This is a genomic window from Labilithrix luteola (assembly GCF_001263205.1).
GTDB lineage: Bacteria > Myxococcota_A > Polyangia > Polyangiales > Polyangiaceae > Labilithrix > Labilithrix luteola.
The window spans coordinates 3,214,601-3,239,491 of record NZ_CP012333.1 but is presented as its reverse complement, the minus strand read 5'-3'; the positions used below and the strand labels follow the sequence as shown (position 1 = coordinate 3,239,491).

Genomic DNA, 24,891 nt, shown 5'->3' with positions numbered 1-24,891 from the left:
CTCAGGGAGCCGCATCGAGCGTTCGCTCGACGGACGGCAAGAGCAGGCCGCCCGGAAAACGCTTGCGGAACTGCTCGGTTCGCTCTCTTGCTTCGGTGACGTTGCCCGTTTCGTCGAGCGCCTGGATGTGGATCCACTCACGCTGTTGGGCGAGCTGACCGTTCGGGAACCGGCGCTCGTGCTCACGAACGAGACGAAGCGCGGACGTCGGATCCATGGCCCTCATCCTGGCGCGCGCCGACTCGATGAGACGAATCTCTTCGGAGAGGCCGTCGTGCGACGGGTCGCTCGATCGTGTCGAACTCGATTTCGCTGCTGGCGTGGGCATCTGTCCCTCCGGCGCGCGTGGAGGCGCGAGGTGCACCTCTGCTGCCTGCACGGACGCTTCGGCAGGCGATGGAGGAGCGTCAACATGTGTTGGAATCGGTCGATCCTCTGGCGCCTCCTCGTGCGGTGGCGAGGCCGAGGGATCCGGAGACCGGGGCTCGAGCGGGCTAGACTGAGAGGTTCGCGGTTCGTCGCGCGCGCCCGATCGGGTTGCAGTGCCGACCGCAAACGTCGCAAGTAGGCATAGGGAAGCGAGCGTTCCCACTGGATGAAGGATCCAGGAGAACGTCGGCCGGGGAGCGTCTTTGACGTCGTTCTTCGTCGAGCGTGGCGTCCCGCGCGCGGTGGCTTCGACGCGCGCCAGGAGCTCTTCGCAGCCGGCTTCATCGGCCGGATCCGTGGCGTCGCGGCGGCGCGCAGCGTCGAGGAGCTCGCGCAGCTCCGGTTCGAGTGATGGGAGTGGCTCGAGGTCATCCATTGGTTGGTCGTTCGGCTTCATCGAGAGCCTCGATGGGCGCTCAGCCGCTTGACGGCTTGGCGGAACTCTTCACGGGCGACTCGGATCCTCGAGTAAATCGTGCCGAGGGGAATCGACAATGTCTCGGCGATTTCTGTCGCCGAGAACTCATTGAGATCGTGCATCACGAAGACAGCGCGGCGTTGCGGGTCGACAGCGTCGAGCGCAGAGAGGACGAGACTTCGGGCCTGCTCGATCTCGGCGTGATCGTCCGGTAGCGGACTGCCGTCGATGACCTCGATGGGCTGCTCCTCCTGCGATTGCACGCGATGACGAGCGAGACGTCGATGACGCGAGGCGACGCGCACGCAAATGCCGAACAGCCAAAGCTCCATCGAGCTTCCGATGCGAAACGTATCGAGCTTTCTGTAAACGATGACGAAGATGTCTTGCGCCACGTCATCGAGCTCGCTCTGACCAACGCCGAGTCTCCTCAACGTTGCGCGAACGAACCGATAGTGAGTCCGGAAGACGGTGCGAAAGTCCGTTTGCGGATGGCACACGGCGTCGGTTTTCGCTACGGCGAGGACTCCAGGAACTGCAACCAAGACATCTGGTATTCCCGCCTGCGCAAAGAACCCATCACAGAATCGTCACGCGCCAGAACATGCCGAGCTCGGCCCCGACCGGTGGCGTGAGCCAGAGCACTTCGTCCACGATGCGCAGCGTCCTCTCGACGAGCGGGACCACGGCTGTCGCCTGAAGTCCCAGCGAAAAGGGAGCGACGAGCGGCAGCTCTATTCCAGCGCGGGCGCCTACAGCCAGGTATGTCGAGCTGGAGGAGCGGCTCACGAGGAGGTCTGTGCCTGCGACGCGAAATTCGCCGAGCGTGGCCAGGCCGCAAGCAAAGAGACGCCCATGATGTGCACACGCCAATCCGGAGAGCGAGATGAGCGAGGCCGTGGCTCCGCCGCCCCGTGGAGAGGTCGCTGTCGAAGGAAACCAGCCGGCAGCTTCGAGGCCCGGCCGAAAGAGGCCTAGGTCGAGCGACCCACCAAACGAGACTCCCGCGGCAACGCCGGGCAAGATGCCCTGACCGAAGATCGGGCCTGCGTGCGTCTGAACGCCAATCGGTCGGGAACTTGGTTGCGGCCTTCCCCGAACGTTCATGCGAGGACGGACGACCCTGCGAGGTTGCGGCAGCGATTCGGCCTGCGGCGGTGGTTCGACGGAGGGGGGCTCAGCCACGGGTGACTCGGCGGCGGGGGGCGACGGCTCGGTGGCACCTCGGCGAGCGACCGTTCGTTCGATCGACATGCTCGTCGCAAGCGCGGCCGCGACGCTCAAGGTCGCGCACCCTTCCGGACCGGAGGCGATCTCCTGCGCTGCCTCGCTCGGACGATCGGGCTCGGTGAGGACGATCGACGCGCGAAGCTGCCGACCGCTTCGAACGATGCGCGTCGTCACGGCGATCGGTTTCGAACCCCGGGCCGGCGCGAACGGATCGAACGCCAAGCGCTGGCGAACGGCGTTGCGGAACTCACTCTCCGAGAAACATCCCCGGCCCGCAGCACTGTAGGAAAGCTCGACCATGGGTGACTCAGCGGCCAGCTGCGCGTGGGCCTCGCGGGCAACGATTGCAAGTGAAACGGTCGCTACGACGAGGGCAGGGCTGAGTCGGCTCGCCATGTCAGAAGTCGAGTGTGTGATGCATTTCGCTGCTCGCATGCGGGGCACCGGACCCAAGCTCGTCCCGTGTGAACCCCGCCGATCCGCCATGCGTCGAGGCCCGAAACGGACAGGGTGAATCTCGTGGACGACCCGCGTGAGAGCGTCGCTACGTACTCTGACACCCAAGGCGCCGAGATCCTAGCTGTACATGCCGCTGCGAAGACTTGGCTGAGCGCGTCGGTCTAGGAGCACGATTTCGGAACATCGGCAGCAAAGCGAAGCGGCTCGCCCTACGGCCCGAAGGTCGCCAGGGCGATCGGCAAGGTCGAGAGCATCGCGACGGCGAAGCGGACGCGCGGAAGGAGGAGCGAGCAAGTGCGGGCAGCCTCTGCCCACACATGCCTGCCTGTTCACAGTCGCTTCGAAGCCCATGGACCACGCTGCGGCGCACGCCCGTGACGGGGGCCTGCGGGCGACGGCCGATCAACGTTGGAGAGCGGGGCGATCTGGGGTTCGCGCGTGGACGGGTTCGCGCAGGTACGCTCCTCGCAAACGCGGCCGCGCGATGGGCCGCCATCTCCACCGAACGACGATGCAACGCAGCCCCGGCGGCAGTTCGCACCGCGTTGCTGGAGGCTTTCGAATGTGGATTGCGCGTAAGTCTGTGGTCGTCGGTACTTGTGCAGCTGTGGCGCTTTCAGGAGGACTCGCCGCGTGTTCGGGGAGCGGGACGAGTCATGGACGGTCGCGGCGATAGCCCGCTGGCCTATGGCTCGACGACGTGTGACGAACACACGACGTGCCCGAGCGGGTTCTCGTGCATGTCGGACGGATGTGGCTCGGGAAGCGTTTGTCTCGTCGACACCGCGGCCGCGCCGAAGTCGCCGAGGGCCTCCTGCACGAACTTCGAGCTCGCGTCGGAAGGGCTCGTGGACGCGTCGACTGCGAGGAGATCGGCGTGGTGCACGCTCGCTCGATCGACGCGATCGCAGAGACGGCCGCGAACCATGGCGCCACGCATTACGTCGTCCGGAACGATGAGGTCGAAGCCATCGAGACGAAGACGACGGCGACGAACGGGGAAGAGACCACGGAGCTCTCTTCGTCGCGCAAAGTGAAGAAGCGCCGGATGTGGGCCGAGGTCTTTCGCTGCCGATAACCGCGAGCCCGTCGTGACTTCAACCCCACTGCCGAGAGGGGTGGACGTCACGACGAGTGCGAAACGAATCTCTCGTCTCCTCTTCTAAGCGAGGGCTGCGGTGACCGCGGAGGGACTCGCTTCGATCTGCACGAGTCCAGCCGCGCGGACGAGTACAAGTCGAACAGAACCCCGAGCCGTTCATGGCAGCGCCGGGGCCTGCGACGAACGCGCTCGCGTCGGTGAGCGCGTCTTTCATGTAGAACTCCACTCCCGGCGCGTCGAACAGCTCGAATCCGGCTCGGTCGGCGAGGCCGCAGCTGTGTTGGGTATCGTCGATCGATGTGTGCTCTTCGTGAGCACAGCGGCTCGACCACGTACGTGAGGGGTCGACGATCCCGCAGGCGGAATTCGGCTCGGGCTTCAGTCCTGGCCTTCTTTCAATAGTTGCCAGTTGTTGCGCGTGTTGACGCATTCAACAACGGACCGGTCCACGGTGGCCATGGTCTTGCAAAGTCCCAATCGTCCGGGACTTCCGCCGGCGCCACGGAGAAGATCATGACCGTTCGAACTGCATCGTTCGTTGTGGCAGGCGCGCTAGCGAGCCTTGCCTCGATCGCGTGCAGCACCAGCACCGACACCGCCGACGCGAACTCGAGCGGGCTCAGCGACGTTCCGACTGCGGTGGACGAGAGCGATCCCGCGAGCTGCCCGCCCGCGCCCTTGACGGATGCCGATATCGCCAAGATCTTCCCCAATCGCGGAGGCGATCAGCGAGGTGTCCTTGCCGACGGAGAATGGATCCATGCGTTTCTTCCAGGTCGGGACGGAACGTGGACCCGTCAGGAGGAACTCGAGACACACCAGGTCGCCCGCATGGTCCCGAGGCACAGCGGAAAGCTGCTCATCCACAACTACACCAACATCGTTCAACTCGATCCGCCTCTGGACTGCTGCTTCATAGAGGGCATGCCAGGTTACGACTGGATCACGGATCAATTTTGCACGCTCGGTAAAATCTGCCCGCCCGGCACGACGAAGCCGAGGACGGAGAATCGACCGGGGCTCGCGGTGTCGTTCGTCCAGGACAGCATGTCGCTCCTGATGAAAAACCGTGAGAACGACCTGATTACCTTCCAGTCGTCGGTGGGAGGCAGAGGATCGGTGAATCTCCTATTCAGCGAAGGTTATGCGGTGGCGAACTGCACCATCGATGTCGGGACCGGTAACGTCACCTGTCCTAAAGCGACCGCTGTCATCGCCGGCGGACGTGGCTACCAGATGGTCGACACCAACGACGGATGGAGCGGCACCATCTCGCCGTCGTGTGTTCGTCTCTCGACCGAGCTCTTCGCGTAGCCCAATCAGAAGGGCCGCTTCGTCATCTACCATCGCTTCCAGTGAGGAGCCGGAAGTGAGCGGCCACTCCGTGGGCTCGGCTCGCATTCCAGTTCACGACAAAGGAAAAAGCATCATGAACGGCTCGGCAACAAACCTTCGCACGATCACCAGGATCTCGTTATCCCTCTTGGCCCTCGCGGCTCCGCTGTCCATGGGCTGCTCCGCAGCAGACGACGGCAGCGAAGCAGAAAGGAGCAGCAGCGCGGAGACCGTGTTCAATACTGTCCACTGCAATGCTCCCGTGAACGGCAAGGAGGATTTCTTCTTCAACGGCACCCCCACGGCGGACGATGTGAAGGGGATTTGTTCCAACGACGGCACGCCGAGCGATCCGACTTACAAGTACTTGCCCGACACGGCCTGTCCCGGTCCGGCGCTCTCGTTCGACGACATCGTCAAGTTGATTCCCAGCGGGAAAGACCGTCGCGAGATCGGCCAGTATCAAATCACCGGCTCCGCACGCGAGTACAAGCCGGGGTCGAGCCCCTCGGGCTTCTCTCCCTGGAAAGAGATCACGTCCAAGATCTTGGTCACGGATAGAGAGAACGACGGCGTCTTCGACATCGCAAAAGGGTTTGCCACCCTTGAAGTCCTCTACCCGGGCAAGGTGGTGATGCTCTTCGGAGATTCGCTATCTGAAGCGCTCGCCGAAGGCCGCCTCGCGAATGACAAGCTATGCAACGTCAACGACGATGGGACCATCCTTTGCAAGGATGGTGACCAGTTGGCGGTCGCATTCTCGAATGCAACCTTCACCACTTTCCCGCAATCGCTCAACGTCAAGATCACGAAGGACTGCCTTTATGTCGGAGGCATCACTACGGTTCCGACCCGGGAAGGCGGTCAAATCGCGTTTGCCGCAACGGTCAGATTTTGAACAACCGAGTGCACGAAGCGTCGTGATGCGAAATCGAAACTCCGGCGCTTCGTCTGAGCTCGTGTGAGCATCGAAGCGGTGCTCCGCTCAGCTCGCAATCGCACGATCGCGCTGTTCGCTTTGCTCCTCGTGAGCAATGCGATCGCGTGCCGAAAGCCCTCGCCGCCGCGTGTCGATCCGTCTGACAAGGTGGCACTCGCGCCAGAGGCGCCTTCGCTGCGCCCGTCTGCGGTGGATGCTTCGTCACCTGACGCGGCGCCTCCGGCATCTGCGCCTACGCCATCGGCCGAAGCGCTCGCGGCTCGTGCACGCGCCATCGCGATGGGGCGCTCGGCGACGCAGAAAGGCGACACGAAAGCGGCCGTAGACGCCTTCACGCGAGCGCTCGATGTGCTCGCGGCCGATCCCCAGATCCTTGGGGAGCGTGGCTTTGCCAAACTGCGCGGTGGTGACAATGCCGGCGCGCGCACCGACTTTCTGAGCGCGATCGCGCTCGGCGGTCCGCCGAAGCTCGTCGCGCAGCTCTACTTCAATGTCGGCCTTCTCGACGAGAAGCAAGGAGACGCGGCCGCCGCTCGGACCGCATACGCGCGCTCGAAACGCCTTCATGCGACGCCGGCGGTCTTGGCCAAGCTCGCTGGGGCGATGGACACGTGTCCGCTCTCGTTCCCCGAGCTGCCGGCCATCACCGAATACGCATCGTGGAGTGACGCATTGCGCGCACTGCGGTCTGGCTCATCGACCCCTCCACCGAACGCGCGCGAGCCGCGCTGCCCACCGGATTCGTCCACCTGTCGATCGCTCAAGGACGGCCGTGTGCTCGTCGTCTCCGCCTCTGGTTCCTTGGACCTCGATGTCTTGGTCGAAGACGAACATGGCCACATCCATGCCGTGCGCAACGCCGTCCAACGTTGGGACGGCGGCTTCAAGTGCCCCGAGACGTTCCCCGAAGTTCAGGCCGATGTGACAGGCGGGGTCCTCCGTCTCGATAGCTCGGTGGTGATGTGCTCGACAGGTTGTCCGACAGACAAACTCGTCGATTGTTCTTCGAGTGATAACGGCACGCGTACCACCACGGCTTTCTGGGATGTACGCGCCCATCGACCGGTCGCCGCAATCGCCTGGGAGGATCCCGAAGGGAGCCCAGGCAAGTTCCCGAGCGTCGACGAAGCGGGCATCTTGCGCTTCGAGGGGTGCAACCTTCGTCAGCGCATCCCGTACGACTCCGCGAAATAGTCACAGCGCCGGAGTCTGTAGAGCACGTGCCCGCGGAGCGCCTTTCCGCGGCGGAACCTCGTCCCCAATGCTCCGCCGCGAGCCGCCGTGTGACGGTAAGTGTTGGTTCCGGCGGAGGGATTCGCCTTGACCGGTACGAGTCGACGAAGCCGCACGAGTCTTCGAGTGCGGGCGGAGTAGACGAGTACACGGTCAAGCAGAAGACCGAGCATGGGTCTTGGGCCCAGCCCAAGACAGGGGTTCCGACGCAAGGATTCGAACCTTGATAAGAGGATCCAAAATCCTCTGTCCTGCCATTAGACGACGCCGGAAAAGCGAGTCCGCAAACTACCTCAGCTACCCCATTTTTCAAGGGCTGGGAGGGGGTGGTGCTAGAAACTCCGGCAACGGACATGCACATCGAGTCGTTTCCTGCGGGCCCGCTGGGGTGCAACTGTTCCCTCGTCCACGATCCGGTGAGCAAACGGACGATCGTGGTGGACCCCGGCGGGGACCTCGAAGCCATCCAGGCACGGCTCACCTCGCTCGGCGCCAAGGTCGAGGCGATCGTTCATACCCACACGCACATCGATCATGTCGGCGCCACCGCGGGCATCCAGAGCTCGAGCGGAGCGCGGGCGTGTATCCACGAGGCGGATCGCTTCCTCTACGACATCTTGCCGGTCCAGGCGGCGATGCTCGGGATCCCGCTGCCCGAGGTGGCGGACATGGAAGGATCGCTCGTCGACGGGGCGACGATTCGCGTTGGCTCGAGTGAAATGTGCATTTTGCACACGCCTGGGCACACGCCGGGGAGCACCACCTTCGTGGTGTCGGCGGATGGCAAGACGCACGTGTTCTCGGGCGACACGCTCTTCCGGCGTGGCATCGGGCGAACGGATCTCTGGGGCGGAGATCAGGACGAGATCCAGCGCTCTTTGCGCGAGAAGATCCTCACGCTGCCCGACGACGCCATCGTCGTTCCCGGCCATGGGCCGGAGACCACGATCGGAGAGGAGCGGGTGAAGAACCCGTTCCTCGTCCGTCGCTAGTCGGGGATCACTCGGTCGTTTCGGGCGCGACCGGCTTCTCGGCCGGAGCCGGTTTCTCGGCCGGAGCGGGCTTTTCGGCCGGGGCAGGCTTCTCCGCGGGCGCTTCCGAGGGAGTGTCGCCGCCCGTGGATTCGGGCTTGGGTGCCGGACGCGGGCGCGGAGCCGGGCGAGGTGCGGGCGCGACCACCGCCGTGACCGTCGCCGCTGTCTCCGAGGTGGCTGCCTTGCCGGCATCCGCCGCGTGCGCTCCCGCATCGCCGGCCGCGACAGAGCCCGCGTCACCCGTGGCCGTGGCCGTGGCCGTGGCGTCCGCAGCTTCTGCGCCGCCATCGGTGAGAGCCGCCGCCGCGAGAGCCGCGCTCGCGCTCGCGCTCGACGGAGGCGCCGCGCTCGCGGAAGCGCTCACCGAAGCGCTGGGCGTCGGCGGAGGCGGAGCGCCGTCACCCGTGTACTTCGCAAGCATGCCGCTCTGCCACGCGTAGGCGCCTCCGCCTCCGAGGCCGAGGAGCAGAACCACCGCGATGGCCACGCCCGCGCCGCCCTTCTTTTTCGGCGGCACGAGGTCGTCGGCCATGCGGCGAACGGTGACCTCCTGACGCGAGGGCTGCGAGCCCGCGCGCGGAGGCGTCGAGGGGGACTTCGTGGTCGCGGCCGGCGTGACCGGCGGGGGCGGATTGCTCTTCGCGATGACGACGGTGTTGCCCGACTGGCCGATCGTGAGCGGCTCGGCGCCGGACGACGCACCGATCGATGTGGCGAGATCACCGCCCTTGAAGAGCGGGTTCTGCCCGATCTCGTCGAGCGAGCCACCGGCCTCCTTGAGCGCCTCTTCGAGGAGCTCGGCGGCCTGCTTCATCACCGTCGGATCGCGAACGGGTTCGTTCGACGCGTCGGGCGCGAACTTGGGGAACATCGGCTCGGCGGCCTGCTTCTCGACAGGCTTCGCGGATGCGAGCGTCGCCGAGGGGATCGGCTCGGCGGCGGGGGCCGCGGGCGTCGAGGCGGCGGGCGTGAACGGCTTGGCCGCGGGGCCCGTCCCGGACGACCCACCGGTAACCTCGTTGAAGAGCGACGAGAGGTCGGCCTCGGCGCGCGCTTCGTCGCTCCCGCTGGGGGGAGCGATGCCCATCATCGTCGCCTTGCGGGCGACGACGGGCGGCGGGCGGGGCGGCCCACCGAGCTCCGAAGGCGGAGGCACAGGGGCAGGGGGCGGTGCGGCCGGCGGAGCCGCCGCAATGCCGGACGCGGAGATCGGCGGCGTCATCGCCGGGCCGACCCCGAGCATCGTGGAAGGCTTGTTCGCGATGGGCGCGGGACGCGCGGCCGGAACTTTCCCGGTGCTCGACGCGGCCGGCGCAGCGGCGATGCCGCCTGCCGAAGGCGATCCGATCGGCTTGGGCGTCGGAGGTGCCGGAGGCGCCGCACGAACCGCGCCCGAGGACGTGGCCGAGGCCGCCGTCGCGGGGCCAGGAACAGGAGCGGGACCGGGAACGGGAGCGGGCGCCGGTGCAGGCTTCGCTGCGACGGGAGCCGGTGCCGCTGCCGGTGCGGGCTTCGCTGCGACGGGAGCCGGCGCGGGCTTCGCGATTGCGGGCCCCGGCGTCGGCAGAGGAACTTTGTTCGCAACCGGCGTCGGCGCGGGAACGTTCACCGGAGGTGCAGGCGCTGCCGGCGCTTCCGAGGGCTTCGCCGCGACGATGCCGCGGAGCGTCGAGGCCTGTGCGGGCGGCTCGTTGGCCTCGGGCGCCATGGGCTCGGACGTGTAGGCGCTACCGGCGTCGGCTTTCTGCGAGACGAGCCGGTCAATGACGGCGCGCGAGGCATCGTCGATCTTGATGAACTTCACGCCCATGCCGGCGGGCTTGTCGGCGGCGGCCTGCGTGGGCTCACGCTTCCAAACGACGCGACCAACGCCGGAGAGCACGCTCTTGTCGCCCGCCAGACGGATCTCGAACTTGAGAAGCGTCCCAGGCGGGAACGGCGTCGGCGTCTTGACGAAGATTCCGCCTTTGCTGACGTCGTGCGAGTGGTTCTCGATGAACTCGTCGACCGTGGCGCTCTTGTAGCGAACGTTGAGGCTGACGACCTTGGCGCGCTTGTCCTTACGCGTATCCTGGCTCATTGGTTTTCCGGCCCGCCCAGAAAAACGAACGTCTCACGCACACGCTCGCTGACGTGACTTGGCACCATCCATCCTAACCGAGCCCGATTGAAAAACGCCAACGCGCGGGTTTTTTCGCGGACCGTTCCGGAACCCCGGCCGGGGGCAATGCCCTCCGTGCTATCGTTTTCCGCCGTGGGTGTCGGGCCATGAACGGCCGCGCTGGCGCTGGCCATTCACACAGTTCTCATCTTTCGCATTTGTCTCATTTTCGCGCACACGAGCGCCGTTCGGTTCGCCTCCCGGTCGACCTCGTCGGACAGCGCTCGGGCGCGTCGAGCCGCGGGCTCGTCATCGATGTGAGCCTCGCGGGGGCGGGTCTCGAGACCGAGGAGGCTCTCCTAGCCGGGGAACACCTGACGATCTCGTTTGCCACGCCGACCTTGTGGGACCCGCTCGTCGTCATGGCCGTCGTCGCCTGGGCGCAGCCTCCTCAATGGATCGACGCGCCGGAGGCGGGCGGGCGAGGGCGTCTCGTCGCACGTGCCGGCGTGCAGTTCGAGTTCGCGGCTCCCGCCGACGTGCTCGCCATGTTCGACATGCTCTCGGCGCTCTGAGCTTCGAGCTTCGAGAACGCACTTATCGAAGTGCCGCAAACGGCCAACGCGCCTCGCCCGATCCTCAGGCGAAGCGCGTCATGACGTGATGGGCCTTCCGCGTGTCAGCGCGCGGCGGTCTTCTTCTTCGCCTTGGCCTTCGCGCCGCCGGCCTTCTTCGCCGCCTTGGGCGCCTTCTTCGGGATGTCGAACTCCACGGTCGTGAGGAGCTTCTTCTTCCTCTTGTCGACCTCGCGCTGAAGGGTCTTCACTGCGTCGATGCGGTTGTCGTAGAGGCGGCGCGGCTTCTTGTGGATGCGGGCGTCCGAGAGGAGCGCGTACGTGAGCCAGGGGAAGACGGCCGTGACGTCCGTGTGCACGTACATCGAACCGTACTGCACGCTCTCCGCCGAGACCTTGCCCCAGGTGTGGCCTTCGCCGGCCGGGCACGACGACAGCGCGCCGTTGTCGACGGGGTCGACGCAGAACTGCACGTCGAAGTCGAAGCCGTGCGTCGGAACACCGAGGATCTGATCGAGGAGAGGCTCGCCCTGCAGCGTGTAGTTCTTCGGAACGCCGCCGCCGAGGATCCAGATCGCCATCTTCTTCTTCAGGGTGCCGAAGCAGTGGTGCTGCATGGCGCCCATCTCGAAGACGTCGTCGTTGACGTCGATCTCGAGCTTGAATGCGTCCCCGTAGAGGCGCTTCAGCTTCACGATGTTCAGGAAGATCGAGCCGTCCTGCACCGCGCCGACGAAGATCGGAACGCCGTACTTGTAGCAAGTCGACAAGAGCGACGGGCTCTCGATGCCGAGCGCCTTCTCGATCTCCGCGACGTTCTTGCCGAGCAGCCAGTGCAGCTCGGTCGTCGTCATCTTCTTCTGGAACTCGGGCTTCAGCAGGATCGCGCTGAACAGCTTGTCCGTCTGGAGGAGCGTCTCCTCCCAGAAGCCGAGGTCGTAGATGCGGATGATGCGCGCGAGGCGGTACTGGAGGTCACCCGCGTTCGGATCGATCTCGCGGATGCGGTGACCGATGATGCGGTGCGCGTCGTGATAGAGGTTCGCGCCGGTCGTGGTGAGGCAGTCGACGAGACCGCGCTCGATCAGCGGGATGAGGCACGACTGGTGGAGACCGGCGGGGGTCATCGCGCCGGACATCGTGACGAAGGTGCAACAGTCGTCCTGCGAGCTGCGACGCATGAGCTCGAACGCGGTGCGTTCCTGGCGGCCCACATAGGCCGGGAACATGTTTTCGATCACGTCGACGGGGCGTTCTTTGCCAGTGATGCCGACGGGATGAACGTTGCGGGCGCGGTCGAAGCCCTTGCGGAGGGTCTGCTTGGACGTGCTTGCCATGAAAGTGCACGACTTTTCTTTGGGCTTTCACGCCGCGTCAAGCGTTCCTAGCATCCCCTCGTCATGACGACGCTGCGCGAAGGGTCCCAGGAGCGCCTGCCCACGTTCGAGCAACTCGCCCGGTTGGCCGACGACGCCATCGACATTGCCCTCGGGGCCGCGCTCGTGGCGAAGGACGTCTACCCCACGCTCGACGTCCGCGCCGTCCTCGCGCACCTCGACGAGATGGCGGCCCCGCTCCTGGCCCTGCACCTCGACGAGCAGTCGCCGCTGTCCCAGGCCGAAGCGGTGAGCGCACGCTTTCTCGAGCTCGGCTTCCGCGGCAACGGCGACGACTACTACGATCCCAAAAACAGCCTCTTGCCCGACGTCCTCGAGCGCCGGCTCGGCATCCCCATCACGTTGTCGATCGTTTGGTGCGCGCTCGCGCGCCGCGCCGGTGTGATGGCGAGCGGCGTTGGTTTCCCGGGCCACTTCCTCGTGCGCATCGATGCGAACAATGGAAGCGACCTGCCTCCGATCTTCGTCGATCCCTTCGAGAGCGGTCGCCTCGTCGACGAAAGCGATGCCCTCACGCTGCTGCGCCGCGCGCTCGGCGAGAAGGCCGAGTTGCACGCCTCCCTCTTCGCGCCCGCGACGTCGCGCGCCACGCTCGTGCGCTTGCTCACGAACCTCAAAGCGATCTGGGCGACGCGCGGCGATCACGGTCGCGCGTTCGTGACCATCGATCGAATGGTCACGCTCCTTCCCGACGACGCGCGCATGCTCCGCGAACGCGCCGGCGTGAGCCTGCGCCTCGGCGCCTCCGAGCTTGCCGCTCACGATCTCGCGCGCGTCCTCGAACTCGAGCCGCTCGCGCCCGACGTTCCTCAGATCGAAGAGCGCCTCGCCGCCCTCGGTCGCGCGAAGTCGGCGTCGAAAACCGTGCTCAACTGACGCCGCGGCAGGTCACTGCGGTGACCAATCGATGTGGACACCCGCGCGGTCCGCGTCCTTGATCGAGAGATGCGGTGTATGGAGGCCGGTCGGGCCGATTGCCAGTGGCGGTCGGGACGTGGACCATTTCGCGAAGGCCAGCGCTGGGCTCTTCTTCTGATGGATGACACCGAGCTGGTCTCGAAGGAGCTGGCGACGTGCGACCGCGACCGAGCTGGAAATCGGACGCATCGAGGAGGAGACGAATGCGGAGGCTTCCCTGGGCTCTTGGCGCTTGCATGACGTTCGCTCTGACGACGGCGGTGTTCGTCGGGTGCGGTAGCGATTCGACGACCGACGACGCCGCCGACGGTGGCGACTCGAGTCAGACCCAAGGACAAGACGACACCGGGGTCGGCGACGGCGCGTCCAACGACGGGTTCATCGACACCATCACGGATGGTGGTCGCGATCCCGACGCGAACCTCCAATGCAAGCCGAAGGGCGGGGACTGCACGTCGAGCACCGAGTGCTGTTCGGCGAACTGCGACGACACGAGCAAATCGTGTCAGGACCCCAACACGCTCTGCAAGCTGCCGGGCGCGACGTGCGCGGCCGGCAACGAGTGCTGCACCGGCACCTGTACCGGCGGCACCTGCAGCTCCCTCGTCTGCGAGGCGGACGGTCTCTCGTGCGCGGCGAACACCGATTGTTGCAGCCAGAACTGCGCGCCGGACGGCAAAGGCGGCGGCGTCTGCAAGTCGCTCAGCCCTGGTGGCAAGCCGACGACGGGAAACCCCTGCACCACGAACACCGACTGCGCGTCGAGCTGGTGCAACAACGGCATTTGCGCCAATCCCTCGTTCTGCACCGTCGTCGGTGACATCTGCTCGACGGACCAGCAGTGTTGCGCGGGGCTTTGCAGCAAGGCCGCCGGAGCAACCGTCGGTGTCTGCAAGAGCCTCGGCGGAGGCACCGTCGGCGGCACGTGTCTACCGGCGGGAGAACTCTGCTCGCCGAACGGCACTTGCACGGGCGCGAGCTGTTGCAGTCGCTCCTGCGCGCCGGATCCGGTTTCGGGCCTGGGCGTGTGTCAGCCCGAGTCCGGCTGCCACATGATTGGCGACCTCTGCGAGACCACCAGCGATTGCTGCGGCGTGAAGGGCGAGCCCGGATCGATCAAGACAAGCAGCGGCGGCCAGTCGACCGACGTGCAGTGCCAGAAGCAGCCCGGCCAGACGTTCGGCGTCTGCAACTACGTCATGACCGTCTGCAGCCCGGCCGGCGCGCTCTGCAAGCCCGGAAAGCAAACGACGGGTGGCGCGATGTCCTGCAGCACCAAGATTGACTGCTGCGCCGGCAACGCCAACCAGAAGCCGACGTGTCAGATCGACTCGAACGGAATTCCGCGATGCACGATCGACAGCAACCTCGACTGCACAGGCGGCCCTCCGCCCGCAGGAACCGCCTGCGCGTCGAGCGCCGACTGCTGCGGTAACCCGTGCGTTCCCAACCCGAACGGCGGGAGTCCCGCCTTCGTCTGCGGAACACCGGGCCAGTGCCGCCAGCAGGGCACGACCTGCACCACGACCGCGGACTGCTGTACGGGCCTGCCTTGCGCGATCCCGCCGGGTGCTTCGACGGGCATCTGCGGCGGAACCACGCTTCCGGACGGCGGCGTCAGCGACGCGGCGCCTCCGGGCACGGACGGTGGCGTGATCACGCCGCCCCCGGACAGCGGCACCGGCGGTGGAAACTGCGCACTCTACGGTCAGAAGTGCACGGCGAACGGTGACTGCTGCAGCGGCGTGCCTTGCACCAACGGCACCTGCCACTTCCCGTGATCGCCTAGCGCGCGAGGTCGAGACCGCTGCATTTGCGGATGCCGCGGTCTCGACGCGTCGTGATCACACACTCCTTCCTGCTTATGAACGAAAGGCTCTCCCGCATGCGAAGACTCCTCCTCGGCGCGCTGACCACCACCTGTTTCGTCGTGATCGCGAGCACGAGCCCCGGCTGTGGGAGCGATGAGTCGTCGAGCGAGTTTCCCGGTGGAAACAAGGACCCCGGGACGAACGGCAGGGAGTGCGCGGGCCTCGTGTGCCCGCCCGACGGTGGGGGAAAGATCGACTGCGTCGGCTTCGAGTGCCAGCAGACGACGTGTGAGAACGGAGGGACGACGTCGGTCAGCGGAACCGTGTTCGATCCCGCCGGGAAGGTGCCCATCTACAACGCGACGGTTTATGTGCCGAACGCGGATCTGACCCCGTTCGCCGACGGGGCGAACACCTGCGACCGCTGCGATGCGCAGGTCTCCGGAAAGCCGATCGCGATCACGGCCACCGACACCTCCGGCAAGTTCAAGCTCGAGAACGTGCCGGTGGGAGAAAATGTCCCGCTCGTCATCCAGATCGGAAAGTGGCGCCGGAAGGTCACTCTTCCGAGCGTCGCGCGCTGCACCGACACGCCGCTCGACGCCGGCTCCACGCGCCTTCCGCGCAATCGTACCGAGGGAGACATCCCCCGCATCGCTCTCACCACCGGTGGCGCCGACCCGCTGCAATGCCTGCTGCGCAAGATCGGCCTCGACGATTCCGAGTTCGGCACGTCCGGAAGCGACGCGCGCGTCCACCTCTATGCCGGTGGCGGGTTCGTGCAGAACGGGACGAAGGCGGCCTCGAGCAAGTTCGACGCGTCAGTCAACGGCGGCGCAGCATTCGGCTCTGCAGAAACCCTCTGGTCGGACAAGGCGGCGCTGAAAAACTACGACGTCGTGCTCATGTCGTGCGAGGGCGACGAGAACGAGACCGCGCCGGGCGCCAAGAAGCCGGATTCGGCGAAGCAAGCGCTCTATGACTACGCATCCGAAGGCGGCCGCGTCTTCGCCTCGCACTACCACGAGGTTTGGTTCCGCAAGTCTCCGGTCGGTGCGGTCAAGGCCGTCGCGTCGTGGGCCGACCCGGAGAAGACGCCGCCCGCGGTGCCGTCCGATCCTGCGAAAACGGCTGTCGACAGCACGATTTCGAGCGGCTTTCCGAAGGCGGTCGCCATGCACGACTGGCTGAAAAACCAGAGCGCCCTCGGCGCGAACGACGCGCTGCCCATCGTCGACGCGCGTCACAACGTCGATGCGGTGGGAACGACGGCGCTCGACTGGATTTCGCTCGTCAACAAGAACGCCGGCAACGGCACGGCGGTCCAGTACATGTCCTTCAACACGCCGGTCGGCGCCGCCGATGACGCGGTGTGTGGTCGCGTCGTCTTCAGCAACCTTCACGTCGGTGCCGGCAGCGAAGGCGGGGCCAGCGATGATCCGCAAGCCGATTTCCCAAACGGCTGCAAAACGACCGAGCTCAGCGCCCAGCAGCGGGCCCTCGAGTTCATGCTCTTCGACCTGTCCTCCTGCATCCAGAAGGACGATGCCCCGATCGTACCGCCGCGGTAGCTATCACGTGGCTAGGTATCACGTGAGAACTCGTCGCAGGGAAGCCGTCCGCCAGGAAGGATCAACAAGCGTTACCCTCCTTGAAGGGATTTGTCTTACGCTTGGCGTCGGCCGATGAGCAGCGAGATCCGTGGGGGAACCGAAGTCAACCCCGTCCCCCTTTCGAAAACCGAGGACGTTCCCAAGCTGGTGACCATCGCCGGCCCCGCCGCCGGCCGTGCATTTGCCATGGTTCGGGCGAATGCCACGGTTGGGCGTCATCCGACGAACGACTTCGTCGTCGACGATCCGCGCGTCAGCGGCGTCCACCTCGAGCTCACGCGCGTTGGTTCGCGCGTCCTCGTGCACGACGCCGGTAGCACGAACGGCACGTGGCTCGGGCCGCATCGCGTGCGCGATGTCGAGCTGGTGAAAGGCGCCGAACTCACGATCGGCGACAGCCTCATCCGTTTCGACGTCGATCGTGACGCGGTGTCGCCGGCGCCCGCCGCGCGTGAGTCGTTCGGCGAGCTCGTCGGGCGAAGCGCGGTCATGCGCGAGCTCTTCTCGACGCTCGAACGCATCTCGGCCAAGGAGCTCGGCGTCCTCATCCAGGGCGAAACCGGAACCGGCAAGGAAGAAGTCGCGCGCGCCATCCACGCGCAGTCGAACCGCGCCGCCGGACCGTTCATCGTCATCGACGCCACGGCGCTTCCGGAGGCCCTCGCCGAGTCGCTTCTGTTCGGCCACGAGAAGGGCGCCTTCACCGGCGCGCACGAGCGTCGGATCGGTTTCTTCGAAGCCGCGCGCGGCGGCACCGTCTTCATCGACGAGGTCGGTGAGCTTCCGAGCACGCTCCAGGCGAAGTTCCTTCGCGTCCTCGAGCGCCGGGAGATCACGCGCGTTGGCGGCCACACGCCTCTTCCGATCGACGTTCGCGTCGTCTCGGCCACCAACCGCGATCTGCGCACCGCGATCGAGCGCGGGAAGTTCCGCGAGGATCTCTACTTCCGTCTCGCGCAGGTGCGCGTGTTCGTGCCGCCGCTTCGCCAGCGCGCCGAAGATCTCGGCCTCCTTTGCGCGAAGCTTTTGGCGCGCGCGAACTCGAGCGCCATGATCGACGTCGACGCGCTCGAGCGTCTGTCGACCATGTCGTGGCCGGGCAACGTGCGCGAGCTCAACAACGTGCTCCTGCGTGCCTCCGCGCTCGCTCAAGACGGCGTCATTCGCAGCCAAGACGTTGCCGGCGAAGGCGATGGATTCCGCGGCACCGAAGGAGAGCGCAACGCGCTCGATCTCTCGGGCCGCTTCAGTGAAGCGAAAGAACGCGCGATCGAACGGTTCGAACGGGCGTACCTTGCGCTGCTCATGAAGCGTTGCCAGGGCAACCTCTCCGCGGCCTCTCGCGAGGCCGACGTCGCGCGCCACCACCTCCGGGACCTGCTGAAGAAGCGCGGGCTCTACGGGGTTTCGCTCGATGACGAGTGAAGTCCTCCGAAGGGGGCTTCTCGGTATCGCCATCAGCCTGTCGTGTTCGGTGGTGACGCCCGTCGTGTATGCGCAATCACCGGACGAGCTCAAGGCCGCACGCGAGCTCTTCCAGGAAGCCTACCGTGACGAGCAGGAAGGCCGTCACGCGCAGGCGCTCGGCAAGTTCCAACGCGTCGCCCAGGTCAAAGAGACGGCCGCCGTTCGCTATCGCATCGCTGCGGTGCTCGAGTCCCTGGGGCGCCTTCGCGAGGCTCGCGATTCGTTCCGCACCGTCGCCGAGACGGCGCCCGCTTCTCCCGCCGATCAGCCGATCGCCGAGGATGCGAGGCAGCGCGCCGACGCGCTCGACAAACGAATCCCTCACCTCCAGCTGACGCTCGACGGAACGCCACCAGCCGATGCGCGCGTCGTGGTCGATGGCCGGCCTGTGCCGCTCTCGACGCCGCTCGAGCCCATCGAAGTCGATCCCGGCGAACACACCGTCTCGGCCAGTGCCACGGGCACGCGCACGACGACGCGCAAGGTGGTGGTGAACGAAGGGCGTGATTCGGTGGTCCCCGTGTCCTTCGAGTCGAGCGCCGACCAAGCGTCGACCGGCGGGGGACCGAACCGCACGCTGGGGATCGTTGCCCTCGGCGCGGGCGGCGCTTTGCTCGCCACGTCCGTCGTTTTGCTTTTGGTTCGCGAGAGCGACATCAGCAAGCTCCACGACGTCTGCCCGGGCGGCAACTGCCCGTCCTCGCGCCGCGACGAGCTCCAGAGCGCGCACGACCGCGCAAGCCTCTTCGGTCCGCTGGGGATCGGCGTCGGCGCCGCGGGGGCCGTGGCCGCCGGCATCGGCGCCTACCTGGTTCTACGACCGTCACACGACGAGGCGAACGCGTCGAAGAGCCGGCTCCACGTTGCCTCGCGACCGCTCCCGGGTGGCGCCGCGGTTTCTCTCGGGGGTACGTTTTGAAACGCGCGCTCGTGGCGTCGGTGACCATCGCGATTGGCGCGTGCATCGTCGCGGCCTGTTCCTCGGTGCCGGACATCCACTTCGGCGACGAGACCACCAGCGCAGACGCAGGAGAGGATGGCTCGAGCGACTGCCGCAAGGGCATATCCGCGCTCGTACCGGGCGTGTGCTGTGGAGAATCCTTCTGCGCGCGGTGCACGGCCCAGGACTGCACGGCATGCGCTGAGCTCGCGTGCAGCGGGGGAAACGTGTGCTGTCGCAAGTCGGCGGGAGGGGCGCCCCTCCAGTGCCGGGGCGTCGCGAATTGCCAATGAGACGACGCCACTTCGCGTCCGACCCCGACCCGCTGTACGATTCGCCCCATGGCAGCGTCCACCACCGCCACCGTCGGAAGGCGCCTGGGAGGCAAACTTCGCCTCGTCCGGCGCATCGGTAGCGGCGGAATGGGCGAGGTTTGGGTCGCCCAGAACGAGAAAACCCAGGCCGACGTCGCCGTAAAGATGCTGAAGCGCGCCGAGCGCTCGACCGACCAGGAAGAGCGCTTTCGACGTGAAGCTCGGCTGTCTGCCACCATCTCGCACCGTCATGTCGTCCGGATCTTCGATCTGGTCGACGAGGACGACGGAACGCTTGGGCTTGTCATGGAGTTTCTCCGAGGGGGCACCCTCGAGGCATCCATGACCGAAAACGGCCCCCTGTCCGGTCCGCAGGCGATCGCCGTCGCGCTCCCGGTGCTCTCGGCGCTGCACCACATCCACGAGAAGGGGATCATCCATCGCGACGTGAAGCCTTCGAACGTGTTCTTCGCGCTCGAACCGGATGGTCACGTCATTCCGAAGATCCTCGACTTCGGGATCGCGAAGCTTCCGTCGGCAGGCGCAGGCCTCACGGTGGACGGCAGCATCCTCGGAACGCCCCATTACATGTCGCCGGAGCAGATCCGCGGAAACTCGGAGCTCGACGGTCGAAGCGACATGTTCTCGTTCGCGGTGGTCCTCTACGAGATGCTCACGGGCGTGCGCCTGTTCGAGCGCTCGTTGCCCGCCGCCTCGCTCGCGGCGGTGCTCGAGCTGGAGGTCGATCCCGATCCGCGCATCGATCCACGGCTCTGGCTCGTGCTCTCGCGTGCGCTCGCGAAGCGGTCCTACGAGCGTTACGCGACGTGCGCCGAATTCGCCGCCGCCTTGAAGAGCGCCGTGCCGGTGAGCGACGACGAGAACGCAACGCTCCTTCGAGACATCCTTCCTCGGCGTTCGGTCATTACCGAGCTGCCGCCGCCGCCGCCGGAAGAAATGAGCGCGAGCGAGGGAGCGCAGAGCATCCCCGTGAAGAAGAGCGCTCGCTCTTCGCGCTGGACGACGATGACGACCGGCGTGCTCGCGGCGTTCGTCGTGCTTCTCGTCGCGGTCGCGGCCCGTTGGAAATCGTCGGACGCCGCGCCTTCGGCGCCTGGGGCGATGGCCTCGGCCACCTCGTCGACGGTGGCTTCGGCGTCGATGGGCGTTCCGCCCGCGGCTTCCGTCGTTCCGCCCGCTCCGCCGGCGTCGTCCACCGCCGAGTCCCCGACGCCGCCTTCGAACGAGCGCGCGAGGCCCCACGGCTCGTCGACCTCTCCCAGGCCGCGACAGGCTACCGCTGGCAGTGCGAAGCCTGCGTCCGGGGCGAAGCCGATCGCGACGACGCCCGGTTTCTGATTCGGACGGACATCCGTTGGTGAGCGCCTCGTTTTCGGGTAGGACCGAGAGCGGATGAGCGTGCCTTCGGCGGCGAAACGAGTCCTGGTCGTCCTCGCGGTGATCGCCCTGACGACGTTCGCGACGCGATCCGCTCACGCGCAGATCCATTGGGACGCTTCGGCCCAAGTCGGAGGCATGAAGCGCTTTCTCACGTCGCGTCCTCCTGGCGGAGACGACGCCTCGATCGGACCGGCCGGGCAGCTCACCGCGCATCTGGCGCTTCTTCCGCTGGTGCGCTTCGGCGTTTATGTTGGTCACGACATCTCGCCGATGGGGGGCGACGATCGCGGAACCCGTGACATCACGTTTGGAGGTCTCCGCGCGAAAGTCATGAGCCCGTGGCCGCGAGGCAGGCTCCGTGCCTGGGCGTTCGTTGGATTTGGCTACGCCGGCACCTACGCGCGGAGCTCGCAGACGATCGTGACGTTACCGGACGGAAGCGCCACAGCTGGGCTCGTTCAGGGTGCTGGCGGAGGCTTTCTCGAGGTTCCGTTCGGAATAGGTGCATCCTACAAGATTAGAAAACCTTGGGAGCTTTGCGCCGAGCTCGGCCTTCGCGTTGGGTTCGCGCACCACGGCAGCGTTTATGAAGAGCCGGGCCCTCAGTTCTCCCTTGGGGGAAGCCCCGATGGAAATGCCTCACCCGCCGGTATCGACCGCTTTGCTCTCGGCCTAACGGTCGGGGTTCTCGTCGACATGTGACATGTGAAGAAACGTGAAGGCGAAGGCGACGAAACAAGAAACGTGAAGGCACCACGCGCGGAGAATGGCCGATGCTGCATCGGAGAGCCGCACCGTTTGCTCCAGCGCCCGTGGACAAACGCGAACCGTGCTAGGGTCGCACTCGCGTTTTTGCGTCTTTTTCCGATATCTTTACGAGCAGTCGAGCGATCTTCGACGAGAACGCGCCTCCCCGCACCTGTACTCTGACCCGACCGATGCCTGGCACCGCCGACGAAAAGCCCCAGATGGGGGCCCCGCCGTCCATCCCTCCGAAGGGAACGCCGAGGCATAGCGAGCGCCCTGGCGGCGCGAAGGCGCTCATCGGGCTGACGATCGGCGAGCGGTATCGCATCGAGCGATTGCTCGGTGAAGGCGGCATGGGCGCCGTGTACCAGGCCGAGCACACGCTCATGCGCAAGCGCATGGCGATCAAGGTGCTCCACCCCGAGATGACGCGCCTGCCCGAGGTCGTGGCGCGCTTCGAGCGCGAGGCCATGGCCGCCGCGCACATCGATCATCCGCACGTCGTCACCGCCACAGACTTCGGCAAGCTTCTCGACGGCTCGTTCTTCCTCGCGCTCGAGTTCGTCGAAGGCGCGAGCCTCCGCGAGATCATCGCGGCGGGCCGTCTCGATTTGGGCCGCGCGCTCCACATCGGCCGTCAGATCGCGAGCGCTCTCTCTCGCGCGCACGCGCTGAAGATCGTCCACCGCGACCTCAAGCCGGAGAACGTCATGCTCGTCGAGCGTGACGGCGACCCCGACTTCGTGAAGGTGCTCGACTTCGGTATCGCCAAGGTCCAGATCGGCGAGCTCACCGAGCACGAGCCGAGCGTCGGGCCGGGCCAGCAAGTCCTCACGCAGGCGGGCATGGTCTACGGCACGCCCGAGTACATGGCCCCCGAGCAAGCGCTCGGGCAGCCGGTCGACGCGCGCGCCGATCTCTACGCGCTCGGCGTCATCCTCTACGAGATGCTCACCGGCGTGCGTCCGTTCGACGCCGAGAGCAAGGTCGCGCTCCTCGGCATGCAGGTGACGGCGCCCGTCCCGGCGATGGTGAGGAAGAACGCGGAGGCCAACGTGCCTCCGGAGGTCGAAGCACTCGTGAGTCGCCTCCTCGCGAAGGAAGCCTCCGAGCGTCTCGCCGATGCGCGCGAGCTCATCGACGGCATCACAGCCATCCTGATCCAGCTCGCCGCCGCGGGCCGCATCGACCCTCGCTACGCGCCCTCGCCGACGAGCGGCATGCTGACGAACCCCGGCATTTTGAGCGGGATCGGTTCGGCGCCGGAGTTCGGCCGGGCTTCGCTCACCGGCGCCAATCCTCGCGCTGCCAACGCCGTCGCGCCGAGCGCTGCCAAGGGGCCGCTCGCCAGCAAATCGTGGATCGTTGCGGCGGCGGCCGGAACGCTCGGTATCATCGTGCTCGTCGCGACGATCCTGGTCGTCATCCACGGCCGAAGCTCCACGACCGACGGCGCCGACGGCGGCACCGCAACCAGCGCGGACGGCAGCAGCGTCACGTCGGACCCCACCGTCGACCAGAAGGTCCAAGAGGCCATGGCGATGATCGAGCGCGGCGACTACGGCTCGGGCATCAAGCGCCTCGAGGAGCTCGGCGAGAGCGCGCAGGGCCGCGAAGACGTGCACCGCGCCCTGCTCACCGCGTACAGCCAAACGGATCGCTCGAAGGACGCGATGCGCGAAGCCGGTGCGGTCCTCCGCGCGAATCCGAACCTCGACCTGCCGAAGGAAGTGAAGCTCCGCGTCGAGATTCGCGACACCGCCCTCAAGGAGGGCTCGAAGGATCCGAACCAGAAGGGCGCCGCTGACGAAGCCTTCGTTCTCCTCGAGAACCAGATGGGCACAGTCGGTTGGGACGACCTCTACGACATCGCCTACGGCACCTCGGGCGCGCAGTACCCGAAGGCCGCGGCGCGCGCGAAGGCCATGCTTGCGCGCGGCGACCGCCAGAAGATGAGCCCCGCGCTGCAGGTCGCCGTCGACCTCACCGGCAACGGTGCGTCGTGCGCGGCCAAGAACAACTTCGACCGCGCCGCGCGCGATGGTGACGAGCGAGCGCTCGCTATCCTCAAGACGCTCGTGGCGCCGCGCCTCGTCGGTCACTGGAAGAAGCAAGACGTCCTCGGCTGCATCCACGAGGGCTCGCTCACCAAGACCATCGCTGCGCTCGAAGAGCGGGTCCGCGCGCAGAAGAAGAAGTAAGACCTCTTCCTCTGCGCGGGCCGAAGGCGCGCGCGCGCGGAACGACGCTCAGATACCGAAGCGCGCGCGGTCTTTCGCGATGAAGGCGACGTAGGCCTCGGAAGGCAGACGCTCCTCGATCTCGCCGCTCTCGATCGCCGCTTCGAGCAGCTTCTTGATCACGCCGATCTGACGTGAAGGCGGGATGCCGAATGCCTTCATCACTTCGTCGCCGACGCCCGAAGGCAACGGCGGAAGCTTCGCGTCTTCCTCCGCGAGGTGCGAGATGCGCCCGGCGAGCTCTTCGATCTGGTTGAGCCCCTTGCGCTTCTTCTCCGGTCGCTTGGTCGTGATGTCCGCGCGCGCGAGGCACAAGAGATCGTCGAGGTGCTCACCGAGTTCGCGCGCGAAGCGGCGAACGGCGCTGTCCGTCCAGTTCGGATCGTACTGGTTCGCACGCAGGTGATGGAGCACGAGGAAGCGAACCGTGTCGCGCAGCGCCGGATCCGGCGAGAACATCACCAGGCGTCGCTCGAGCTTGTCGAACATGCGCGCGCCGACTTCCGCGTGGCCGAGGAAGTGAACCTTGCCGTCGGGGCTGATCGAGCGCGTCTTGATCTTGCCGATGTCGTGGAAGAGCGAAGCCCAGCGAACCTCGAGGCGCGGAACGGCCTGACGCACGACTTGCTTCGTGTGCTTCCACACGTCCTTGTGGCGCCACTCTCCGTCGCCGAAGCCCACCATCGCGTGAACCTCCGGGAAGATCACGCGGAGCGCACCGACGGCGAGGAGCGCATCGAGACCGAGCTCCGGATCGTCGCTCATGATGACGCGATCGAGCTTCGAGCGGACGAGCGCAGGATGAAGCTTGAGTGCAGCACGCACGTCGTCGATCGACACGGGCGTGGCCGTCTCGACGAGTCGGCCTTTCTCGGAGGACACGGCAGCGAGCTCGAGCGCGTCCATCGCGCGGTCGGCGTTACCGGGCGCTTCGGGCGCGCCGGGGGTGGAAGACTCGATCTCGGGAGGCATTGAGAGCCGGCCTCCTTAGCATGCAGGACCAAGTTCGAGAAGCGCGGGCACTTACGTCCGCCTACACTCCTCGTGTCCGCGCCGCGGCCATTTTCCCGAGGAAAACAGGCGTTCTCGAGGGTGATGTCACAGAGCCTCGATCGAACACGACTTGAGACTTCGATGATGCGCTGTCGAGATTGGACATCGTTGCTTCCGGCGGCCAAGCTCCGCCG

Annotated in this window: 24 protein-coding genes and 1 tRNA gene; 16 read left to right on the top strand and 9 right to left on the bottom strand. The window is 66.3% G+C overall.

Going from position 1 to position 24,891, the window contains the following annotated elements; all coding sequences use genetic code 11:
- Position 1 precedes the first annotated feature (1 nt).
- Complete coding sequence (locus AKJ09_RS14625; protein ID WP_146647817.1) at positions 2 to 217, bottom strand: hypothetical protein; 216 nt, start codon at positions 215 to 217, stop codon at positions 2 to 4.
- 378 nt (positions 218 to 595) lie between these two features.
- Here AKJ09_RS14625 and AKJ09_RS14620 point away from each other — a divergent pair, with 378 nt between their 5' ends.
- A complete protein-coding gene (locus AKJ09_RS14620; protein ID WP_146647816.1) occupies positions 596 to 781 on the top strand; it encodes a hypothetical protein in 186 nt (61 codons plus the stop codon).
- A gap of 41 nt (positions 782 to 822) precedes the next feature.
- Here AKJ09_RS14620 and AKJ09_RS14615 read toward each other — a convergent pair whose 3' ends face one another.
- The 3 genes from AKJ09_RS14615 to AKJ09_RS14605 form a co-directional block, all read right to left on the bottom strand.
- Positions 823 to 1,392, bottom strand: coding sequence for an RNA polymerase sigma factor (locus tag AKJ09_RS14615; RefSeq protein ID WP_169927542.1), 570 nt, complete (start codon positions 1,390 to 1,392; stop codon positions 823 to 825).
- 34 nt (positions 1,393 to 1,426) lie between these two features.
- On the bottom strand, positions 1,427 to 2,377 hold the full coding sequence (locus AKJ09_RS14610) for a hypothetical protein (protein ID WP_146647814.1): 951 nt from the start codon (positions 2,375 to 2,377) through the stop codon (positions 1,427 to 1,429).
- Positions 2,378 to 3,221: 844 nt separating this feature from the next.
- Positions 3,222 to 3,422 (bottom strand): hypothetical protein, encoded by a 201-nt coding sequence (locus AKJ09_RS14605; RefSeq protein ID WP_146647813.1) that lies wholly within the window; start codon positions 3,420 to 3,422, stop codon positions 3,222 to 3,224.
- Between AKJ09_RS14605 and AKJ09_RS14600 the strand changes: the two genes are divergently transcribed.
- The 4 genes from AKJ09_RS14600 (at position 3,414) to AKJ09_RS14585 (ending at position 7,107) form a co-directional block, all read left to right on the top strand.
- The gene (locus AKJ09_RS14600) at positions 3,414 to 3,614 is read left to right on the top strand and encodes a hypothetical protein (protein WP_146647812.1); all 201 of its coding nucleotides are present in this window, start codon (positions 3,414 to 3,416) and stop codon (positions 3,612 to 3,614) included. The two genes, AKJ09_RS14605 and AKJ09_RS14600, sit on opposite strands and share 9 nt — an antisense overlap.
- Positions 3,615 to 4,151: 537 nt before the next feature.
- Entirely contained in the window at positions 4,152 to 4,952 is an 801-nt protein-coding gene (locus tag AKJ09_RS14595; protein ID WP_146647811.1) for a hypothetical protein, read from the top strand.
- A gap of 115 nt (positions 4,953 to 5,067) precedes the next feature.
- Complete coding sequence (locus AKJ09_RS14590; RefSeq protein ID WP_205633710.1) at positions 5,068 to 5,871, top strand: hypothetical protein; 804 nt, start codon at positions 5,068 to 5,070, stop codon at positions 5,869 to 5,871.
- Between the two features lie 78 nt (positions 5,872 to 5,949).
- Positions 5,950 to 7,107 carry a tetratricopeptide repeat protein gene (locus AKJ09_RS14585; protein WP_146647809.1) on the top strand — a complete coding sequence of 386 codons (1,158 nt, stop codon included), beginning with the start codon at positions 5,950 to 5,952 and terminating at the stop codon, positions 7,105 to 7,107.
- A gap of 240 nt (positions 7,108 to 7,347) precedes the next feature.
- Here AKJ09_RS14585 and AKJ09_RS14580 read toward each other — a convergent pair.
- Positions 7,348 to 7,418 (bottom strand) — tRNA-Gln (locus tag AKJ09_RS14580).
- A gap of 81 nt (positions 7,419 to 7,499) precedes the next feature.
- Here AKJ09_RS14580 and AKJ09_RS14575 point away from each other — a divergent pair.
- Positions 7,500 to 8,138, top strand: a complete 639-nt coding sequence (locus tag AKJ09_RS14575) for an MBL fold metallo-hydrolase (RefSeq protein ID WP_146655534.1) — start codon at positions 7,500 to 7,502, stop codon at positions 8,136 to 8,138.
- Between the two features lie 7 nt (positions 8,139 to 8,145).
- Here the strand turns inward: AKJ09_RS14575 and AKJ09_RS54840 are convergent, their stop codons facing one another.
- Positions 8,146 to 10,260, bottom strand: coding sequence for a TIGR02266 family protein (locus AKJ09_RS54840; RefSeq protein ID WP_240488477.1), 2,115 nt, complete (start codon positions 10,258 to 10,260; stop codon positions 8,146 to 8,148).
- 239 nt (positions 10,261 to 10,499) lie between these two features.
- Between AKJ09_RS54840 and AKJ09_RS14565 the strand changes: the two genes are divergently transcribed.
- Positions 10,500 to 10,856 (top strand): PilZ domain-containing protein, encoded by a 357-nt coding sequence (locus tag AKJ09_RS14565; protein WP_169927540.1) that lies wholly within the window; start codon positions 10,500 to 10,502, stop codon positions 10,854 to 10,856.
- 104 nt (positions 10,857 to 10,960) lie between these two features.
- Here the strand turns inward: AKJ09_RS14565 and AKJ09_RS14560 are convergent, their stop codons facing one another.
- Positions 10,961 to 12,193, bottom strand: a complete 1,233-nt coding sequence (locus AKJ09_RS14560) for a deoxyhypusine synthase family protein (RefSeq protein ID WP_146647807.1) — start codon at positions 12,191 to 12,193, stop codon at positions 10,961 to 10,963.
- A gap of 63 nt (positions 12,194 to 12,256) precedes the next feature.
- Here AKJ09_RS14560 and AKJ09_RS14555 point away from each other — a divergent pair, with 63 nt between their 5' ends.
- A complete protein-coding gene (locus AKJ09_RS14555) occupies positions 12,257 to 13,129 on the top strand; it encodes a SirB1 family protein (protein WP_146647806.1) in 873 nt (290 codons plus the stop codon).
- A gap of 12 nt (positions 13,130 to 13,141) precedes the next feature.
- On the opposite strand, the gene AKJ09_RS14550 is transcribed toward AKJ09_RS14555, so the two are convergent.
- Positions 13,142 to 13,360, bottom strand: coding sequence for a hypothetical protein (locus AKJ09_RS14550; protein ID WP_146647805.1), 219 nt, complete (start codon positions 13,358 to 13,360; stop codon positions 13,142 to 13,144).
- A 14-nt stretch (positions 13,361 to 13,374) separates the two neighbouring features.
- On the opposite strand from AKJ09_RS14550, the gene AKJ09_RS14545 reads away from it, so the two are divergent.
- The 8 genes from AKJ09_RS14545 to AKJ09_RS14510 all read left to right on the top strand — a co-directional run bounded on the left by AKJ09_RS14545 (position 13,375) and on the right by AKJ09_RS14510 (position 23,665).
- Positions 13,375 to 14,952, top strand: a complete 1,578-nt coding sequence (locus AKJ09_RS14545) for a hypothetical protein (protein ID WP_146647804.1) — start codon at positions 13,375 to 13,377, stop codon at positions 14,950 to 14,952.
- Between the two features lie 104 nt (positions 14,953 to 15,056).
- Positions 15,057 to 16,553, top strand: a complete 1,497-nt coding sequence (locus AKJ09_RS14540; protein ID WP_146647803.1) for a peptidase associated/transthyretin-like domain-containing protein — start codon at positions 15,057 to 15,059, stop codon at positions 16,551 to 16,553.
- A gap of 114 nt (positions 16,554 to 16,667) precedes the next feature.
- The gene (locus AKJ09_RS14535; RefSeq protein WP_146647802.1) at positions 16,668 to 18,020 is read left to right on the top strand and encodes a sigma 54-interacting transcriptional regulator; all 1,353 of its coding nucleotides are present in this window, start codon (positions 16,668 to 16,670) and stop codon (positions 18,018 to 18,020) included.
- A complete protein-coding gene (locus AKJ09_RS14530; protein WP_146647801.1) occupies positions 18,010 to 18,981 on the top strand; it encodes a PEGA domain-containing protein in 972 nt (323 codons plus the stop codon). The genes AKJ09_RS14535 and AKJ09_RS14530 overlap by 11 nt, the downstream gene beginning before the upstream one ends.
- Entirely contained in the window at positions 18,978 to 19,295 is a 318-nt protein-coding gene (locus AKJ09_RS14525; protein WP_146647800.1) for a hypothetical protein, read from the top strand. The genes AKJ09_RS14530 and AKJ09_RS14525 overlap by 4 nt, the downstream gene beginning before the upstream one ends.
- Positions 19,296 to 19,343: 48 nt before the next feature.
- Positions 19,344 to 20,675: a serine/threonine-protein kinase gene (locus AKJ09_RS14520; RefSeq protein WP_146647799.1), complete on the top strand. Its 1,332-nt coding sequence runs from the start codon at positions 19,344 to 19,346 to the stop codon at positions 20,673 to 20,675.
- A gap of 54 nt (positions 20,676 to 20,729) precedes the next feature.
- Positions 20,730 to 21,419: a hypothetical protein gene (locus AKJ09_RS14515; protein ID WP_146647798.1), complete on the top strand. Its 690-nt coding sequence runs from the start codon at positions 20,730 to 20,732 to the stop codon at positions 21,417 to 21,419.
- Positions 21,420 to 21,655: 236 nt separating this feature from the next.
- Entirely contained in the window at positions 21,656 to 23,665 is a 2,010-nt protein-coding gene (locus AKJ09_RS14510) for a serine/threonine-protein kinase (RefSeq protein WP_146647797.1), read from the top strand.
- 48 nt (positions 23,666 to 23,713) lie between these two features.
- Here the strand turns inward: AKJ09_RS14510 and AKJ09_RS14505 are convergent, their stop codons facing one another.
- The gene (locus AKJ09_RS14505) at positions 23,714 to 24,676 is read right to left on the bottom strand and encodes an HDIG domain-containing metalloprotein (protein ID WP_146647796.1); all 963 of its coding nucleotides are present in this window, start codon (positions 24,674 to 24,676) and stop codon (positions 23,714 to 23,716) included.
- Positions 24,677 to 24,891 lie beyond the last annotated feature (215 nt).

What these genes read in the sequence shown, in the direction of transcription:
- AKJ09_RS14625 (WP_146647817.1), bottom strand. Translation starts at nt 217, where the DNA reads ATGGATCCGACGTCCGCGCTTCGTCTCGTTCGTGAGCACGAGCGCCGG.
- AKJ09_RS14620 (WP_146647816.1), top strand. Translation starts at nt 596, where the DNA reads ATGAAGGATCCAGGAGAACGTCGGCCGGGGAGCGTCTTTGACGTCGTT.
- AKJ09_RS14610 (WP_146647814.1), bottom strand. Translation starts at nt 2,377, where the DNA reads ATGGTCGAGCTTTCCTACAGTGCTGCGGGCCGGGGATGTTTCTCGGAG.
- AKJ09_RS14595 (WP_146647811.1), top strand. Translation starts at nt 4,152, where the DNA reads ATGACCGTTCGAACTGCATCGTTCGTTGTGGCAGGCGCGCTAGCGAGC.
- AKJ09_RS14590 (WP_205633710.1), top strand. Translation starts at nt 5,068, where the DNA reads ATGAACGGCTCGGCAACAAACCTTCGCACGATCACCAGGATCTCGTTA.
- AKJ09_RS14575 (WP_146655534.1), top strand. Translation starts at nt 7,500, where the DNA reads ATGCACATCGAGTCGTTTCCTGCGGGCCCGCTGGGGTGCAACTGTTCC.
- AKJ09_RS54840 (WP_240488477.1), bottom strand. Translation starts at nt 10,260, where the DNA reads ATGAGCCAGGATACGCGTAAGGACAAGCGCGCCAAGGTCGTCAGCCTC.
- AKJ09_RS14560 (WP_146647807.1), bottom strand. Translation starts at nt 12,193, where the DNA reads ATGGCAAGCACGTCCAAGCAGACCCTCCGCAAGGGCTTCGACCGCGCC.
- AKJ09_RS14555 (WP_146647806.1), top strand. Translation starts at nt 12,257, where the DNA reads ATGACGACGCTGCGCGAAGGGTCCCAGGAGCGCCTGCCCACGTTCGAG.
- AKJ09_RS14550 (WP_146647805.1), bottom strand. Translation starts at nt 13,360, where the DNA reads ATGCGTCCGATTTCCAGCTCGGTCGCGGTCGCACGTCGCCAGCTCCTT.
- AKJ09_RS14545 (WP_146647804.1), top strand. Translation starts at nt 13,375, where the DNA reads ATGCGGAGGCTTCCCTGGGCTCTTGGCGCTTGCATGACGTTCGCTCTG.
- AKJ09_RS14540 (WP_146647803.1), top strand. Translation starts at nt 15,057, where the DNA reads ATGCGAAGACTCCTCCTCGGCGCGCTGACCACCACCTGTTTCGTCGTG.
- AKJ09_RS14535 (WP_146647802.1), top strand. Translation starts at nt 16,668, where the DNA reads ATGAGCAGCGAGATCCGTGGGGGAACCGAAGTCAACCCCGTCCCCCTT.
- AKJ09_RS14530 (WP_146647801.1), top strand. Translation starts at nt 18,010, where the DNA reads ATGACGAGTGAAGTCCTCCGAAGGGGGCTTCTCGGTATCGCCATCAGC.
- AKJ09_RS14520 (WP_146647799.1), top strand. Translation starts at nt 19,344, where the DNA reads ATGGCAGCGTCCACCACCGCCACCGTCGGAAGGCGCCTGGGAGGCAAA.
- AKJ09_RS14515 (WP_146647798.1), top strand. Translation starts at nt 20,730, where the DNA reads ATGAGCGTGCCTTCGGCGGCGAAACGAGTCCTGGTCGTCCTCGCGGTG.
- AKJ09_RS14510 (WP_146647797.1), top strand. Translation starts at nt 21,656, where the DNA reads ATGCCTGGCACCGCCGACGAAAAGCCCCAGATGGGGGCCCCGCCGTCC.
- AKJ09_RS14505 (WP_146647796.1), bottom strand. Translation starts at nt 24,676, where the DNA reads ATGCCTCCCGAGATCGAGTCTTCCACCCCCGGCGCGCCCGAAGCGCCC.